The sequence below is a fragment of the Aureispira sp. CCB-E genome (assembly GCF_031326345.1).
In the GTDB taxonomy this organism is placed as follows: Bacteria; Bacteroidota; Bacteroidia; order Chitinophagales; family Saprospiraceae; genus Aureispira.
This window is the reverse complement of the sequence record NZ_CP133671.1, coordinates 5,059,262-5,074,851: the sequence shown is the minus strand read 5'-3', so window position 1 is coordinate 5,074,851 and position 15,590 is coordinate 5,059,262. Positions and strand designations below refer to the sequence as shown.

General features: G+C 35.0%; 14 protein-coding genes. 10 read left to right on the top strand and 4 right to left on the bottom strand.

Annotated features, from left to right (window positions below; translation table 11 throughout):
* The first annotated feature begins 5 nt into the window (after positions 1 to 5).
* Positions 6 to 2,195, top strand: coding sequence for a helix-hairpin-helix domain-containing protein (locus tag QP953_RS19610; protein WP_081909632.1), 2,190 nt, complete (start codon positions 6 to 8; stop codon positions 2,193 to 2,195).
* 100 nt (positions 2,196 to 2,295) lie between these two features.
* Positions 2,296 to 2,637 (top strand): hypothetical protein, encoded by a 342-nt coding sequence (locus QP953_RS19605; protein ID WP_052599240.1) that lies wholly within the window; start codon positions 2,296 to 2,298, stop codon positions 2,635 to 2,637.
* A 135-nt stretch (positions 2,638 to 2,772) separates the two neighbouring features.
* Here QP953_RS19605 and QP953_RS19600 read toward each other — a convergent pair whose 3' ends face one another.
* Positions 2,773 to 3,447, bottom strand: a complete 675-nt coding sequence (locus QP953_RS19600; RefSeq protein ID WP_309552508.1) for a hypothetical protein — start codon at positions 3,445 to 3,447, stop codon at positions 2,773 to 2,775.
* A 253-nt stretch (positions 3,448 to 3,700) separates the two neighbouring features.
* Here QP953_RS19600 and mqnE point away from each other — a divergent pair, with 253 nt between their 5' ends.
* The 3 genes from mqnE (at position 3,701) to QP953_RS19585 (ending at position 6,415) form a co-directional block, all read left to right on the top strand.
* Entirely contained in the window at positions 3,701 to 4,897 is a 1,197-nt protein-coding gene (gene mqnE / locus QP953_RS19595; protein WP_052599242.1) for an aminofutalosine synthase MqnE, read from the top strand.
* A gap of 137 nt (positions 4,898 to 5,034) precedes the next feature.
* Positions 5,035 to 5,643, top strand: a complete 609-nt coding sequence (locus QP953_RS19590; RefSeq protein WP_309552507.1) for a histidine phosphatase family protein — start codon at positions 5,035 to 5,037, stop codon at positions 5,641 to 5,643.
* 1 nt (position 5,644) lies between these two features.
* Positions 5,645 to 6,415: a menaquinone biosynthetic enzyme MqnA/MqnD family protein gene (locus QP953_RS19585; protein WP_052599244.1), complete on the top strand. Its 771-nt coding sequence runs from the start codon at positions 5,645 to 5,647 to the stop codon at positions 6,413 to 6,415.
* A 24-nt stretch (positions 6,416 to 6,439) separates the two neighbouring features.
* Here QP953_RS19585 and QP953_RS19580 read toward each other — a convergent pair whose 3' ends face one another.
* Positions 6,440 to 6,955: a TlpA disulfide reductase family protein gene (locus QP953_RS19580; RefSeq protein ID WP_309552505.1), complete on the bottom strand. Its 516-nt coding sequence runs from the start codon at positions 6,953 to 6,955 to the stop codon at positions 6,440 to 6,442.
* Positions 6,956 to 7,019: 64 nt separating this feature from the next.
* Complete coding sequence (locus QP953_RS19575; protein ID WP_052599246.1) at positions 7,020 to 7,601, bottom strand: TVP38/TMEM64 family protein; 582 nt, start codon at positions 7,599 to 7,601, stop codon at positions 7,020 to 7,022.
* A gap of 400 nt (positions 7,602 to 8,001) precedes the next feature.
* Between QP953_RS19575 and QP953_RS19570 the strand changes: the two genes are divergently transcribed.
* The 4 genes from QP953_RS19570 to QP953_RS19555 all read left to right on the top strand — a co-directional run bounded on the left by QP953_RS19570 (position 8,002) and on the right by QP953_RS19555 (position 14,022).
* Positions 8,002 to 9,261, top strand: a complete 1,260-nt coding sequence (locus QP953_RS19570; protein WP_309552503.1) for an alpha/beta hydrolase fold domain-containing protein — start codon at positions 8,002 to 8,004, stop codon at positions 9,259 to 9,261.
* Between the two features lie 133 nt (positions 9,262 to 9,394).
* The gene (locus QP953_RS19565) at positions 9,395 to 10,636 is read left to right on the top strand and encodes a T9SS type A sorting domain-containing protein (protein ID WP_309552501.1); all 1,242 of its coding nucleotides are present in this window, start codon (positions 9,395 to 9,397) and stop codon (positions 10,634 to 10,636) included.
* A gap of 148 nt (positions 10,637 to 10,784) precedes the next feature.
* On the top strand, positions 10,785 to 12,461 hold the full coding sequence (locus tag QP953_RS19560; protein ID WP_052599249.1) for a leucine-rich repeat domain-containing protein: 1,677 nt from the start codon (positions 10,785 to 10,787) through the stop codon (positions 12,459 to 12,461).
* A gap of 43 nt (positions 12,462 to 12,504) precedes the next feature.
* A complete protein-coding gene (locus QP953_RS19555) occupies positions 12,505 to 14,022 on the top strand; it encodes a leucine-rich repeat domain-containing protein (RefSeq protein WP_309552499.1) in 1,518 nt (505 codons plus the stop codon).
* Between the two features lie 99 nt (positions 14,023 to 14,121).
* On the opposite strand, the gene QP953_RS19550 is transcribed toward QP953_RS19555, so the two are convergent.
* Complete coding sequence (locus QP953_RS19550; RefSeq protein ID WP_309552497.1) at positions 14,122 to 14,946, bottom strand: hypothetical protein; 825 nt, start codon at positions 14,944 to 14,946, stop codon at positions 14,122 to 14,124.
* An 84-nt stretch (positions 14,947 to 15,030) separates the two neighbouring features.
* On the opposite strand from QP953_RS19550, the gene QP953_RS19545 reads away from it, so the two are divergent.
* Positions 15,031 to 15,516: a hypothetical protein gene (locus QP953_RS19545; protein ID WP_309552495.1), complete on the top strand. Its 486-nt coding sequence runs from the start codon at positions 15,031 to 15,033 to the stop codon at positions 15,514 to 15,516.
* Positions 15,517 to 15,590: the final 74 nt, after the last annotated feature.

Sequence of the window (15,590 nt, the reverse complement as noted above, 5' to 3'; positions counted from 1 at the left end):
CAACTATGCGAGCAATATTCTTATTAATACTATTCATTACTTTTTCTAATGTTCTCCTAGCTCAAAAAGCGAAAAAGGAAAAAGCAGATGAAAACGAAGTTAGCAATGGAACACAGTTTTTGATTGAAAACTTGGTAGAAGATAGTGATGGTGAAAATTTTGATTTTGGAACTCAGTTTGAATATCTAGAAGCTTATGAACGAGATCCTCTAGATATTAACAATGCAACAGAACAAGAATTGACGGCTTTTGGATTGTTCTCTGCAATTCAAATACAAGCCTTATTGTTGTACCGCAAACGCTTTGGGCAAATTTACTCTTTATACGAACTACAAGGTGTGCCGACTTTTGATGTGAAAACAATTGTTCGATTGACTCCTTATATAACTGTATCGGCAACTAAAGAGCAAGAAAAAATGAATTTTGGAAGGATGTTGAAATATAGTAGACATCAAATTTTTGCTCGTTATCAACGAATCTTAGAACAACAAAAAGGATACAAACCTTTAGAGCCAGGAGAAACAGGAACGCGTTACTTGGGGTCACCCGATAAGTTTTATTTTAGATATAGAATGACTTATAAAGACAGAATGAGTTTTGGAGTTACGATGGAAAAAGATGCTGGAGAAGAATTTTTTACTGGATCAAATCCTCAAGGCTTTGACTACTATTCTGGACACTTTTATCTGAAGAAGGTTTCTAAGCATGTTCACAGTATTGCTTTGGGAGATTTTCAAGTATACTTTGGGCAAGGATTAACTATTTGGGGAGGCTTTGGTATTCGAAAAGGAGCTCAAGTGTTGAATGTCAAACGTATTTCGTTGCCCATACGACCTTACACCTCGGTCAACGAGGCGTTGTTTATGAGGGGGGCTGCTGGGCATTTCCAGTTTTTAAAGAACAAGAATTTAGAAGTGACGGTTTTTGGATCGTATCGCCAACGAGATGCCAACTTAAACCCCATTATAGATTCTTTGATAGGAGACTTGGATTTTGCGGTTAGTTCTTTACAAGATATTGGTTTCCATAGAACAGAAAGAGAAGTTGAGGATGAAAATTCCATTGGAATTGTTACTTCAGGGGCTAGAATTGGTTATCGTGGTAGAAGTTGGCATGTGGCAGGAAATTTTGTCCACAATTATTTAACCAATGAACTAAAACGTGAAAATCCTGCTTTGTATCAGCAGTTTAATTTTGCAGGGCGACAAAGTTTTAATGCTAGTTTGGATTATTCATTTAGGTATAGAAATTTGCAGTTTTTTGGAGAAACAGCAATCAATGGGATAGGAGGTCAAGCAATGTTAGATGATATATCTAAAAAGCCTTTACATGAGGGTTTAATTGCTTTCCTTAAACCTGCTAATAGATTAGAAGGTTTAGCAACGGTGAATGCTTTGTTAATAGATCTAGACCCAAGAGTAAGTTTAGCAGCGTTGTATCGTTATTATGATAAATCTTATTACACCCTTAATGGCAATGCTTTTGCAGAAGGGACGAATGCTAGCAACGAATCGGGCTTGTATTTGGGGGTAGAAACACGCTTAGGAGCAGGGATTAAACTGAGTACTTACTTTGATGTTTTTCAATTCCCTTGGTTGCGTTATCAAATAGATGCCCCAACAAGGGGATATGAGGTGTTTAGCAAGCTAGAATATTCACCCAATTATTTTGTTACAATGTATGCTCAATATCGTTTTGAACGCAAAGGGCGAAACTTGTCAGATAATGTGACGAATATTGATCAGATTATCAATCACGATAAGCAAAATCTAAGATTTCATTTCAGCTATAATGTTTCTAGTCAATTTGCTTTGCGCTCTCGAATTGAATTCTCGTTCTACCAAAACCAAGAATTTAATAAAGGATTTATGATTTATCAGGATTTGGTGTTTAAGCCTAAGGTTATTCCGCTAAAAGCACAAGTTCGGTTGGCATTTTTTGATACCGATAATTATGATACTCGTATTTATGCTTATGAAAATGATGTTCTGTATGCCTTTTCTGTACCCGCTTATTCAGGCAGAGGTTTGAGATATTATTTTAATTTGAGTTATCGAATTAATCGCAATTTTAGCGTTTGGTTTCGCTTCTCTCAAACCTACTTCACAGATAGAGACGTTATTAGCTCAGGATTGAATGAAATAGAGGGACGCACACGGTCTGAGATAAAAGTACAATTGAGGGCAAAATTTTAAAAAATTGAATTAAATACTTGCTTTATATTTTGAAATAGATTTATATTAGTGATGTTAGAAACACGTATTTGAATATTACTATTTAAAAAGCTGAGAAGCGATGAACAAGCCTAAAGTAATTAAGAGTTACGAAAACTTATCAGAGGAACTTTTGGAGCAAGTTAAATTGACTTATCCTAGAGGTTTTGCACGCCATTTGGTGTCTTTTTCAGACGCAAAGGGAATTAGACAAAAAGGACTTCCTTTTGAAACAGAAGATAAATATTATTTGATTAAAATGTCTCCAGCAAAAGCTAAGAATATTATTGCTGACGATGATGATTTTGATGATGATGGTAATCTAAAAACAAAAGTAAGAGATAAATATATGGATAATCAGGATGACTTGGAGTTCCTAGATTCGAATAATAATGAAGATAATAATTTTGATATAGAAATTTAGTCTTACTCTTAAGTAGACTTACGGTGCATTATCTCAATGTTGCTTAGCGTTGAGATAATGCGCTTTTTTTTTGCCTAATCTTGACTGATAATAGGAGAATCGTGTTTGTCTCTGTTATGCGATATCTTTTATTTATCAGATAAAAAATGTTGATTTGATTCGATAAAAGAGTAGCGTTTCATAGATCGATTTAGCAACCATAAGAATGGTCATTAGCAAAATAGGGCTACTGATGCTCAAAAAATGATGGGTTGCCCAAAGTAGTAAAAACCAAAGATAGTGTGCTATAAATTGGCTAGGGTGAATCATGATTTTTGTTTGTAAAGGCATCGTTTCAATAGAAGGACGAATCCCTCTGCGTTCTAATATAAAGGGGGGAAGTAGATAGGCCAACAAAAACACAACAGTTAATAATAACAAACTACTATTCCATAATTGCAGTGGCATCTGAGCTAAGGTCTGGAGTACACCTGATGAGGTATCCCATGTATCTACTTGTCCTAAGCGGATGATAAAAATTAAGGCGAAATAGTGCAAAATTAGCGTGTAAATAGAAATCCCTATGACTTTTAACGCAGGAGTGCGAAATTCGGGGAGGTGTTGATAGCCTGGACGTCCATATTTTAGGGGAATAATGATTTTTAGATAAATCAAAACAACTATGGCGGAGATTAATTCTAGCCAAACCAAGAATAACGTTTCAAACAAGGTCCATCCCAGCAAAGAAACGCCAATTAGTAAAAAAATATTATTGATAAAAATGGAGTAAAATTCAAACTTTTGAATGGATTCTGGTGTTATCTTATTCATAGATGGATAGAACTTTCACTTTTTTCTGAAAGTTTTAAAATTTATATTTCGACTAAGCCAAATTATTTGTACATTTGTTAAGCAATGGTTTGCTACAAACCTACTCCCAAACGCTAATTTAATTACAAAAAAGATTAACGGAGTAGTAGCAAATTCATCGATCTTTGTGAGTTGCTCAAGCATATAATCAATTGACAATACAAGTGCAACGCTTCTTAAAATAAACAGGCATAGTAACCTAAAAAAATAATAGATGGACAAAAATATAAATGTTCTGCTCCAAGATGAAACATTGGACAAAGAATTACAAAAAATAGCGCAAAAGGTAAGTAATCAAGAGCGAGTATCTGATGAGGATGCTCTGTATTTGTATGAAAAAGCTCCATTGGGATATTTAGGTGTTTTAGCCAATTATATACGAGAAAGAAAGCATGGTGATAAGACTTATTTCAATCGAAACTTTCACATGGAGCCTACCAATGTTTGTGTGTACACCTGCACTTTTTGTTCGTATTCAAGATTGATAAAAAAACGTTCGGAAGGTTGGGAGTTGACACACGATGAGATGTTGGATATCGTCAAAAAATATGATGATAAGCCTGTGACAGAGGTGCACATTGTAGGAGGGGTGCTGCCACAATACGATTACAATTTTTACCTCCAATTATTCAAGGCGATCAAAGAACATCGTCCAGAATTGCATATCAAGGGCTTGACTCCTGTAGAGTATCACTATGTTTTTAAGAAGGCAAAGGTGTCGTACGAAGAAGGAATGAAAGCGATGGTAGAAGCTGGTTTGGACTCGATGCCAGGTGGAGGAGCAGAAATATTTGATCCAGAGATTCGAGAACAAATTGCCCGTGGAAAATGTGATGCCGATCAATGGTTGGAAATTCACAAAATACTTCACAATTTAGGCAAACACTCTAATGCAACGATGTTGTACGGACACATAGAGGAATACAAGCATCGAGTGGACCATATGGCAAGATTGAGAGCGTTGCAAGACGAAACAGGAGGATTTCAAACGTTTATTCCTCTCAAATTTAGAAATAAAAACAACGAGCTGTCGCATTTGGAAGAAGTGTCTGCTGTAGAAGATTTGAGAAACTATGCTATAGGTAGAATTTATTTGGATAACTTTGATCATGTAAAAGCGTACTGGCCAATGATTGGACGTACTACCGCTCAGCTATCTTTGGCTTTTGGTGTGAATGATATTGATGGAACAATTGATGATACTACTAAGATCTATTCAATGGCAGGGTCGGAAGAACAATCTCCTAGTTTAAATACGCAGCAATTGGTAGAACTTATAAAAGCAGTTGACAGACATCCGATAGAAAGAGATACTGTTTATAATGTCATACAAGACTACATGGACTATGATTTTAGTAAAGATGAAGACAGTTTAGTTGGCTTTTTAGAATTACCAGTAATACAAAAATAATCTTGACGCTTTGATAACAGTACTTTCTGTATTGATGTCGACTTATTTAATTGTAAATTCAAACATATCAAAATACTCTAACAGCTAGTATTGAATAGATATTACGGTTATCGAAGCTATGCAAGTCTTACACCCTTATGGAAATTTACTTATATAGACATGGTCAAACCTTGTACAATACTCAAGGCATTATTCAAGGGCGAGGGGTCGATTCTTCTTTGAATGAAACAGGAGCGGCACAAGCACAAGCCTTTTTTGAGGCATACAAAGACGTGGCATTTGACCGATTGATTACCTCTACTTTGAAACGAACACAAGAAACGGCTCGCCCATTTGAAGCATTGGGTATTCCAACAGAACGCCGTAGCGATTTAGATGAAATCGGATGGGGAGAGTGGGAAGGCAAGAAGGCTGATAAAGCTATGCATGAAGCTTATTTGGGGCTGCTGCAAGCATGGGCAGAAGGCGACTATCAAAAGAGTTTGGTAGGAGGAGATAGTGCGGCAGATATGGGGTTACGATTGACAGGGTTTATGAATTACTTAAGAACGCTGAACGATCAAAAAGTACTCGTTTGTACTCATGGAGGATGCATGGCTTACTTAATGGCTATTTTGCAAGGACAACCATTATCCTATATGCCTAAATACAAACACAAAAATACAGGTCTTTGTTTGTTTCATTATGATGGCACCAATTTCCACTTAAAATTACAAGACGACATTTCTCATTTAAACAATAAATAACTTGAAGCAGCCACTTAAAATTTCCGCCGTTTCTTATCTCAATACAAAGCCATTTTTGTATGGTTTGTTCCAATCTGGATTAGAGCAATCAATTGATTTAAGTTTAGATATCCCCTCTGAATGTGCCCGTAAGCTTATTGCAGGCGAAGTCGATCTGGGATTAATTCCTGTTGCTGTTATTCCTCAACTCCAAACACCACATATTATTTCTGATTTTTGTATTGGAACGGAAGGTGCTGTGAAAACGGTTTGTATTTATTCGAACTGCCCAATTGAAGAAATTACCCATTTGTACCTAGATTATCAGTCTAGAACCTCTGTTGCATTGACGCGTTATTTAGTAGCTAATTACTGGAAAATCAACCCACAATTTATCAATGCCAAGGCAGGTTTTGAAAGTAAGATTAAGCATAAGACTGCTGCTTTAATTATAGGAGACCGCACCATAGATATGGAGGTGGTGTATCCTTATGTTTACGATTTGGGAGAAATTTGGAAGAAACATACCGATTTGCCTTTTGTGTTTGCGGCTTGGGTTAGTAATGTCGAATTGCCAACTTCTTTTCTCAAACAGTTTAACAAGGCATTACAGGAGGGGATTCAAAAACGACATCAAGTGGCACAGTTGTTCCAATCTAGCTACCTTAATTTCAATGTGCATGATTATTATTACAAATACATTGATTATAAATTAACCTCCCAAAAACGCCAAGCTTTGGATTTATTTTTGAACTATATTGAGCCCAAACGGGAGGTCTTGCAAAGCCAATAAAACAGACAAGTACCGCAAACGGCATTATTTGACTTTTGCTTTTAATAACTTACGCAACTGGCGCTCCAATTTTGCGTTGCTAGGAGGCAACGCATCGTTGTTGACAATTTGCCCATCTTTGCCAATAATCATGTAATGTGGGATAGAATAAATATAGAAAAATTTTAAAAATTCAATCATTTCATCTTGATTTCTACGATAGTGTTGCCCTTTTGTTTGAATTTTTAGGTTTTCCATGCTTTTTTTCCACGCAGCTTCATTTTTGTCAATCGAAATGTAAACAAAAACAATGTCTTCGCCTTGTAAGTTTTGATGTAACTTTAGAGAGGCGGGCATTTCTTGCCGACAAGGACCACACCAACTGGCCCAAAAGTCAATGTAGATAACTTTTCCTTTATTGGCTTTAAAAATTTCTGTAAACGATTTCTCTTCTCCTTCTAAAGTGACAAATTTATTTTCTTCTACAATCTTTTTAAAGCTCTTTTGAGCATAGCTGAAATTTGCAAGAGCAAAACATAAGATAAGCAATAGATAACGCATAAAAGTATTGTTTTTGTAATGTGACGATTTAGACAATATTGAATAAAGAATTGTAAAAACTGCTTTATAAAAAGCTCAAAATATCTTTCCCAAGATACAAATAAAGACTTACCAATATAGTCTCTCCTAAAAAGATGCCAGTTATCATAATAGGATATTTCATTTTTACCAACCCTGCCACATAACAAATAATATCTGTCGGTACAAACGGAAACCAAGCCCATGCCGCAACAAGCCATTTCCCTTGAGGTTTGTTTAGCTGAATACGTGCCTTTTCAATTTTTTGAGGATACTTTTGAGACAAGTAGTCTCCGAATCCAATGGCATCTGCAAAATAGTACAGTAGTGTAGCAGAGAACAAGATTCCTAGAATTGATACGATCCCTACCAAGATTAATTTATCTGGAAATAAAATAGCTCCTGCAAAGACAAAAGGGGTGCTTGGAAATAAAAAAATCCCTCTCAAAAAAGAGATAATGATATATACCAACCAAACCCAGTGGTCAAATTTTCTTAAAAAGGAGGACAACTGCTCCGCATTAAATGCAGTAGGGTGAAGAAGGACATAAATTAAAACAAACAGAACCGTGCTAATCCATAAGTAATTGATAACTTTTTTTATTTGCTTTAAATTAATGAGTGCCATTGGGAGAATAAATTGATAAAATGGTTAGAAAGGAATATGCTGTAAAATGACAGTTATGGGGTAATTGAAATAGCCATCCTACACGGTGATTTTTTTAATTTGACAATATGGATTTTTTAACAAAGAATAAGCCACAATGCATTACTCTGTTGAAACCACGCAGTAGCAGCGCTCACGAAGTATTAACAATAAATACTAAGAAGATAATTACGAGGCTTCAAACACTTCAATAAAAAAAAATGATTGAAAAGAGTTCCTTTTGATAAACGTTAAATTATTTTTTTTACTATTTCTTCGATAAAGTATTGGTTCTTCTAGACAAGGAGGTTAAAAAATGATTATTTTTTTGTAAATTGGCTATAAGTATTAACCAAAAAGTTAAAATCGAAAAACGAAAAACATGCAAAAAATCACTTTTACATTATCGCTTCTATTAGGAGTGTTTATCAGCCTTTCAGCGCAAAATCATCCTACTTGTGACGGGACCCGCTATGTAAGCGAAGTCTTTACTGCCGTCGATACTACCGCCGATGTTTTATATGGAAATAATACCACGTTTGCGGGGAATAATCAAGACCTCTACATGGATATTTATGAGCCAATGGGAGATGCTGCAACAATGCGTCCTGCTATTGTTTTGGCTTTTGGAGGTTCTTTTATTAGTGGTCAACGACAAGCCTTAGATGATCTTTGTCGATATTATGCTCAACGTGGTTTTGTAGCAGTCACTATTGATTACAGATTGTATGATGGTCCTTTTTTCCCATTTCCAGATTCTGCTGATATGACAGATGTTGTCATCAAAGCAGTAGGAGATATGAAAGCTGCTGTTCGTTTTTTGAGAGAAGATGCTGCTACTGACAACAAGTATAAAATTGATCCAAATATGATTTTTGTAGGCGGAATTTCTGCCGGTGGCATTACAGCTGCCCATACCGCTTATGTAGATTCAACAGATAATTTGGCACCAAATGAAATGACAGCAATTAACAACAATGGAGGTTTTGAAGGTAATAGTAGTAACAATGTAGGGGTGTATAGTTCCGAAGTACAAGGGGTTGTCAATTTTTCTGGAGCATTGAGGGATGCGGATTATATTGGCTCGGGTAGCGTACCTATCTTTTCGGCACACGACGACAACGATGGAACGGTTCCTTATAATGGAGATGATGCTCGAGTATTTGGTATTCCAATTATTTATGTGGAAGGAAGTGGGGTAATGCATCCGCAAGCAACTGCCGTAGGGGTGGACAATTTTTTAATTACATTGCCTAATAGTAATGGACATGTGAGCTACTTTGGTAATAATGCTGCACAATGGCAAGATACAGTTTTGAATACATCGTCAGAATTTTTGCACGATTATGTTATTTGCCCATTGATTTCTAGTACCAAAGAATTGTCAAAGGAGTTTATTGCGGCTAATTTTTATCCGAACCCTGCCGACATTGATATGATAATCGCATTTGATAACGTACCATCTAGTTATACAATTACTTTGTATGATAATATGGGGAGACAAGTTTTTGAAGAGAAAGCAGTGTTTACCAATCGTTATATCTTAGCCAAAGAGAATTTTGCAACAGGTGTTTATTATGTTAATATTCAGTTTGAAGATGCTAAAATAGCACCAATACAATCCAAAGTGATTTTTCGTTAGTTTTTCTTAGAATACTTGCCAGATGCTTGTGGTGGCAATGTGATTTTATCGAACGATTTTCAAAAATAAATTGTATCTTAATGTTCTGTCTTTTTTTAGACAGGACATTTTTTTATTTAAACTAGTCTAGCCAATGATAAAACATTGCTACTTATTGTTTGTCCTCTTGATTACTCAAGGAAGCCAAGCACAGCATCCTACTTGTAACAATTCTCGTTATTTGGATACTATTTTTACAGATATAGATACTACATTTAACCTGCTCTTTGGTGTCAATACGACTTATCAAGGTAATGTAGATAGTTTGTATATGGATGTTTATCAACCTGCAACTGATACAGTCAGCAAACGACCATTGATAATATTGGCTTTTGGAGGAAGTTTTATTTTGGGAGAACGAACAGATATGGCACCGCTTTGTCATTACTATGCACAGCATGGCTATGTAACAGCAACTATCGATTATAGATTGTACGATGGTCCTTTTGTCCCTTTTCCTGATTCGGTTGTCTTTGCTGATGTGGTGGTGAAAGCGATTGGAGATATGAAGGCTTCTATACGTTATTTTAGAGAGGATGCCGCTACGGCTAATTTATACAATATTGATACGAACGCAATTTTTGTAGGAGGAGGATCGGCAGGGGCTATTATGGCGTTGCACACTGCTTATTTAGATACTACTGATAATATTCCACCTCATATTCTAACAGCAATTCATAATAACGGTGGTTTTGAAGGAAACACAACAACAAATACGCAATATTCATCAGAAGTGCAAGGTGTTTTAAACTTATCGGGAGCATTGGGGAATGCTTCTTGGGTGGATATGAATGACGTTCCTGTATTTAGTGTGCACGATGATAACGATGATATTGTACCGTACGGGCAAGGGTATTCTACCATTGCAGGTTTCCCCATTTCTTATTTAGAAGGAAGCCAAGTAATTGCCGACACCGCAACTGCTTTGGGTATTCCCAATGTATTGATTACAATTCCCAATAGCAATGGACATGTTAGCTATGTAACTAATCCACAATGGCAAGATTCTGTTTTTACTGGAATAGCGATGTTTTTACACGAAATCTTGTGCCCAATAACAACCTCTAAGTTGTCTATTGCCACAGAAGGGAGCAAGGTGTTGGTGTATCCAAACCCCGCTACTCAATATATTAACATAGCATTGGAGGAGGATAAAGGAGCGTACGCTGTCTTATTATATAATAGTGTAGGACAAAAAGTGTTTGAACAAAGTGATATAGTAACGACCAATTGGAGTCTGTCGCGTCAAAATTTGCCTGCTGGGGTTTATTATTTAAATATTGCATTCAAGGATGTTCGTAAGCAGAATATTCAAACCAAAATTATTTTTCACTAATACATTTATCCCTTGAGAGTTTTGTTGTGAGAATCAAGAAAACTTTGTTAATTTAGGAACGTGAAAAATAAGTTGAATGCTTGGATGCCATCCAAGAAAAATCAAGAACTTTTTTTTAGCGAAAAGAAACGCCTTAATTCGTGTGTAGATGGATATTAATAAGACAATAGAGAAGATACTGGATACGAGAACAAATGCAACACTTAATAACTTAGATTTGAGTGACCAGTCGTTAGAGCAGTTGCCCGCTCAAGTTTTGGAAACCGAAAACTTGGGGGCGCTAGATTTATCTGGCAATGCGTTGAGCGAATTGTGCGACGATTTGTGTAGCCTAATCTCTTTGCAAGAACTCAATGTAGAGCATAATTTTATAGCTGAAATACCAGAAAAAATTGCTCAACTCAAAGCCTTACGCTCTTTCAACTGCTCTAGTAATGAATTGCAGTTTTTGTCCTTGGCTTTATGCGAATTGTCAGAGCTGGAAATATTAGGTTTACAACAAAATAAATTAACAACTTTACCACTTGAATTAGCTAATTTAAAGAAACTACGTTCATTTAAATTAGAGAGCAACCCACTAAAAATAATACCAGAGGTGATAGGACAACTATCTCAATTAGAAGTCCTTGATTTGTCAGATACTCGAATTCATTCGTTATCGGATAATTTTGGAAATTTAGCAGGGCTAAAATGGCTAGATTTGTCTATTAATAACTTTAAAACCTTAACTTCTAATATTGGAACTTGCAAGGAGTTAATTTATTTGGATATTAGCCACAATAAAATTCAAAATTTAGAAACTGTTTTGGAACAACTTTCAGGCTTAATGGAGCTTAATATTGAAGGGAATCCACTAACACGCTTGCCTAAGACAATTGGCTTATTGAGCAAATTGCAACGACTCGATGTAATTGCCACCCAATTGGTTGCCTTGCCTGAAGAGATTGGACGTTTAAAAAACTTAAAATATCTAAATGCATCCTCTAATTATTTAGAGGCTTTGCCAGAAAGCTTTGGAGCACTCGAATCTTTGACTCAGTTTGATGTTAGTGAGAATCAGTTGGAGTATTTGCCTAAAAGTTTTGGAGCATTAAAAAATCTAGAAGTACTCAATATCGAGTTGAATCCATTAGAGCATTTGCCCTTAGTGATCTGCGAATTATCTAATTTGAAAGACTTAGATTTAACAGGAATAGAACTAAAGCAATTGCCTTATTCTATCTGTAAGTTGACCAACTTAAAACGCTTGGACTTGTCAGAAAACTTTTTGGAAGAATTACCAGAACAAATAGGAGAGTTGCCTAAGTTGGAAATCTTAGATTTGAGAGAAAATCAATTGGATAATTTGCCAACAGGATTTGCTCGCTTAACGAGCCTAAAAGAACTGCACTTAGAGTATAATTTATTCTTAGAATTAGGGACAGAAATAGGGGAGTTGGTTAAACTTAAGAAATTAGATCTTAGCTATAACGAATTGGAAGATTTGCCTGCCAATTTTACACAACTACAACGCTTGGAACGACTCAATTTAGAAGGAAATGCTTTGTCTACTATTCCTAGAGAGGTTTTTAGTTTGCATCGAATCAAAGAATTGGACTTGTCAGATAATGAAATTAGCAATGTTCCTGATTTGATTGTAAGTTTAGAAAAACTCCGTTGGTTGGATTTGAGAAATAATCAATTGACCGAATTACCTATGGAGTTGGGATTGTTGGCAAATGTTTTAGAAGAGTTGTATTTAGAAGGCAATTATTTTAGAGAGGAAGAAAAAGAAACGATTATAGAATTATTACCCCATACAAATATTTATTTTGATTTAGATTAAATTTCAAGTCAGAATAGGATACAATCAGCATAAGCATATAACAATGAATGTAGAGGAACAATTAAAAATATACTTAGAAGAAGAACAAGTAATAGAAGTAGATTGGAGTGGAAAAAATTTAAGCGCTGTTCCGTCTGGACTAAACCAAGTGAAAGGATTGGAACGACTGAATCTAGAGCGCAATAATTTAATGAATTTGCCAGATGAAATTACAGAAATTCGTAGCTTGCATTGGCTAGATTTGTCTGATAATTATTTAGCAAATTTGCCCGTACTAATGTCGAACTTGTCAGAGTTGAGATGGTTGGATTTATCTGCAAACGATTTTGAGGAATTACCTAGTAATTTTGGAGATTTAACCGCTTTGGATTGGTTAGATTTAAAAAATAACAAATTACGTGCTTTGCCGAGCTCTTTTGGGCAGTTAAAAAAGCTGAAGAAACTCAATCTAGAAATTAATGAGTTAGAAGCTTTGCCTGCTTCTATTTGCGAATTAAAGGCGTTAGAATGGCTCGATTTATCAGATAATCAATTGACGGATTTGCCTGAGGAGATAGCTCAATTACAAGAGTTAGAATGGCTAGATTTGGAAGAAAATCCCTTTGGTAAACTACCTGAATCTATTTGCCAATTAATTAAACTGAGAGAATTGGACTTGACGGGGATTGAGGCTGAAGAACTGCCAGAGTCAATCGGTAATTTAATCAACTTGGAGTGGTTGGATTTATCTGAAAATAAGTTAAAAGCTATTCCAGAGTCAATTGGTAATTTAGTAGGTGTCGAATGGTTGGATTTAAGAAGCAACCAATTAACGACGCTTCCTGAATCAATGAAAAATCTCCAAGCATTAACTCGTTTGAATTTAGAACACAATAACTTTGGGGGATGGGTTTCGGTTGTTGCTAAGTTAACACAACTTCAAGAACTAGATTTAACAACAACAGGTTTGGTCAATATTCCAGAGGACATATCAAATTTACAAGCACTAGAATGGTTGGATTTGTCAGAAAATAAGATCAAAGAATTACCAGAAGCACTAGGGGCATTAAGCAAGCTGACTTGGTTGGATTGTAAAGAAAATGAAATCACGCACATTCACCCCGCTCTTTATAACTTATATGACTTAAAAGAGCTGTATCTTAATTCCAACCAATTGACAACGATAGATAAAGAAATTGGGCAATTGGAAAGTTTAGAACGACTAGATTTGAGTTTTAACGAATTGTCAGAACTACCAGAAGAAATTGGAGCGTTGCCTTTGCTGGTATGGTTAAATTTAGAAGAAAATAGATTTAGAACATTGCCTTCAGGAATTTGTGCCTTGACTCATTTAGAAGATTTGGATGTTTCTGATAATCAGTTGTCTAGTTTGCCTGATGATTTGGCTCAATTAGAAAATTTGCGCTTTTTAGATTTGCGGAATAATAATTTTACAAGTTTGCCAGCTGTCTTGTCGCACTTTGGCAATCTACAAGAGTTGTATTTGTCAGATAATCCTTTGACCGAAGCTCAAGTTGAAGAAGCTAGAACTATGTTTCCCAATGCGATTGTTGAATTTTGATAAAACACAACATTATAGATTTAATAGAAACATGAGTCATCCCATTTAAAGGATCACTCATGTTTTTTTATTGCTAGTTGGCAGTATTGTTACTAACAATTATAGTGTATGATTTGGAGTAATACCAAGCGTAACCCTTTTAGTTATATCACTGTAAATTTCTTTATCAGCAATCGAGAAGAGTAACATTTCTGTGAAGTATAGCTTTTTTGTTTTCTCTTTATCTCCTTTCCAAAGCTGTTGATGAATTTGTATTACTAATTTATTTAGCACTTCATAAGCCGATTCTTTTGGTATAAAACAATCTTTATCTCTCTTGTTTATATACTGTCGGTTATCTAAATCACTTAATTGATTTTCTTGATATTTTTCAATGTTCTTTAAGCGAATTAATACATTCATATCAAAAGCTAACATTTTAGAATTTCTTCCTTCTGGAATAGGGAAAAATTTATTGCTAGCATTTTCAGATAAGAGAATCCAATTTAGGGCATATGCTACTCTTGAATCATAAATAATATACTTTTCGGGAAACATGAATGAGCCAACCTTAGAGGAACTTGCAATTCTATGAAATGAAGGAGTAGAGTTGTTTTTATATATTTCTAGTAGTTGCAACGTATCCGAGTCTTTTGCTCCTCTTATACCTCCCCATTCTTTGATAATCCAAAGGCAAATTTCATCGAACAAAGCTTGATTTTTAAGTACAGAAGAAGAAAGAGCTTGTTGGATTTTTGGTTTTAAAAAAAGCTCTTTCTCATAAAGGTTTTTGATCGCATTTACTTCCTTTAATTCCTTTGAAGAGATCACCTTTAAATCAACTAACTTTTCACTTTTTGATTTCCACTGGTACAAACTAGGTAATCGATCTTTGTATTGTTCTAAATATTGGACAATTTTATCTACTTTAAATTCTAGTTGCATTGATTGATTTTTATGAGCGTTTTAATTTGATAATACTTCGTTGTAGGTATTCTTTTAAATAGCTTCTCAGACATACTACTTAAAATGATTAAATTTAAAAAAATATTTTTAAATCCTTTTAGTTACCTACTAATAGCTTGTTTAGGATTATTAGCTTATACAGAACTGAAATTATTTGTTCAACATTCTCTAGATCTGAGCGGTCGCCCTTTATATGATGTTAGGGAAGTGCTTGGGATACTTGCTGGTTTGTTTTTGATTAAGATGCTAGTGTGGAACTATTTTTCAGAACAAAAAAATAACAATTATTGGCTCTTATCGGCTGTTGTCCTAGATGTTGTCATGTTGGTTGGCGTATTCATGAACTATAATGAAATAATTAATTTTCATCTTAATTATGAGGAATATAGCTACAATTTTAGAAGTGATGAATACAGCCGAATTAAAAAAAAATATCATCCTTTTGATAATATTTCTATATTTAATCTAGGTTATTTTTTATTTCTAGTAGTGTTCTTTTGTCTAAAAAAATCTGAAGAAGAGGAAGATTTAGAAATACTAGATAATTAGTGTTAAGGAATTGATTTAAGATTGGTATTACTCATTTTAAGGAGCTAAAAATTAAAAGCTTTCAATTCAAGACG

Bases quoted from the DNA above. Each gene is read 5' to 3' on its own strand.
- QP953_RS19610 (WP_081909632.1), top strand. From the start codon at position 6: ATGCGAGCAATATTCTTATTAATACTATTCATTACTTTTTCTAATGTT.
- QP953_RS19605 (WP_052599240.1), top strand. From the start codon at position 2,296: ATGAACAAGCCTAAAGTAATTAAGAGTTACGAAAACTTATCAGAGGAA.
- QP953_RS19600 (WP_309552508.1), bottom strand. From the start codon at position 3,447: ATGAATAAGATAACACCAGAATCCATTCAAAAGTTTGAATTTTACTCC.
- mqnE (WP_052599242.1), top strand. From the start codon at position 3,701: ATGGACAAAAATATAAATGTTCTGCTCCAAGATGAAACATTGGACAAA.
- QP953_RS19590 (WP_309552507.1), top strand. From the start codon at position 5,035: ATGGAAATTTACTTATATAGACATGGTCAAACCTTGTACAATACTCAA.
- QP953_RS19580 (WP_309552505.1), bottom strand. From the start codon at position 6,955: ATGCGTTATCTATTGCTTATCTTATGTTTTGCTCTTGCAAATTTCAGC.
- QP953_RS19575 (WP_052599246.1), bottom strand. From the start codon at position 7,601: ATGGCACTCATTAATTTAAAGCAAATAAAAAAAGTTATCAATTACTTA.
- QP953_RS19570 (WP_309552503.1), top strand. From the start codon at position 8,002: ATGCAAAAAATCACTTTTACATTATCGCTTCTATTAGGAGTGTTTATC.
- QP953_RS19565 (WP_309552501.1), top strand. From the start codon at position 9,395: ATGATAAAACATTGCTACTTATTGTTTGTCCTCTTGATTACTCAAGGA.
- QP953_RS19560 (WP_052599249.1), top strand. From the start codon at position 10,785: ATGGATATTAATAAGACAATAGAGAAGATACTGGATACGAGAACAAAT.
- QP953_RS19555 (WP_309552499.1), top strand. From the start codon at position 12,505: ATGAATGTAGAGGAACAATTAAAAATATACTTAGAAGAAGAACAAGTA.
- QP953_RS19550 (WP_309552497.1), bottom strand. From the start codon at position 14,946: ATGCAACTAGAATTTAAAGTAGATAAAATTGTCCAATATTTAGAACAA.
- QP953_RS19545 (WP_309552495.1), top strand. From the start codon at position 15,031: ATGATTAAATTTAAAAAAATATTTTTAAATCCTTTTAGTTACCTACTA.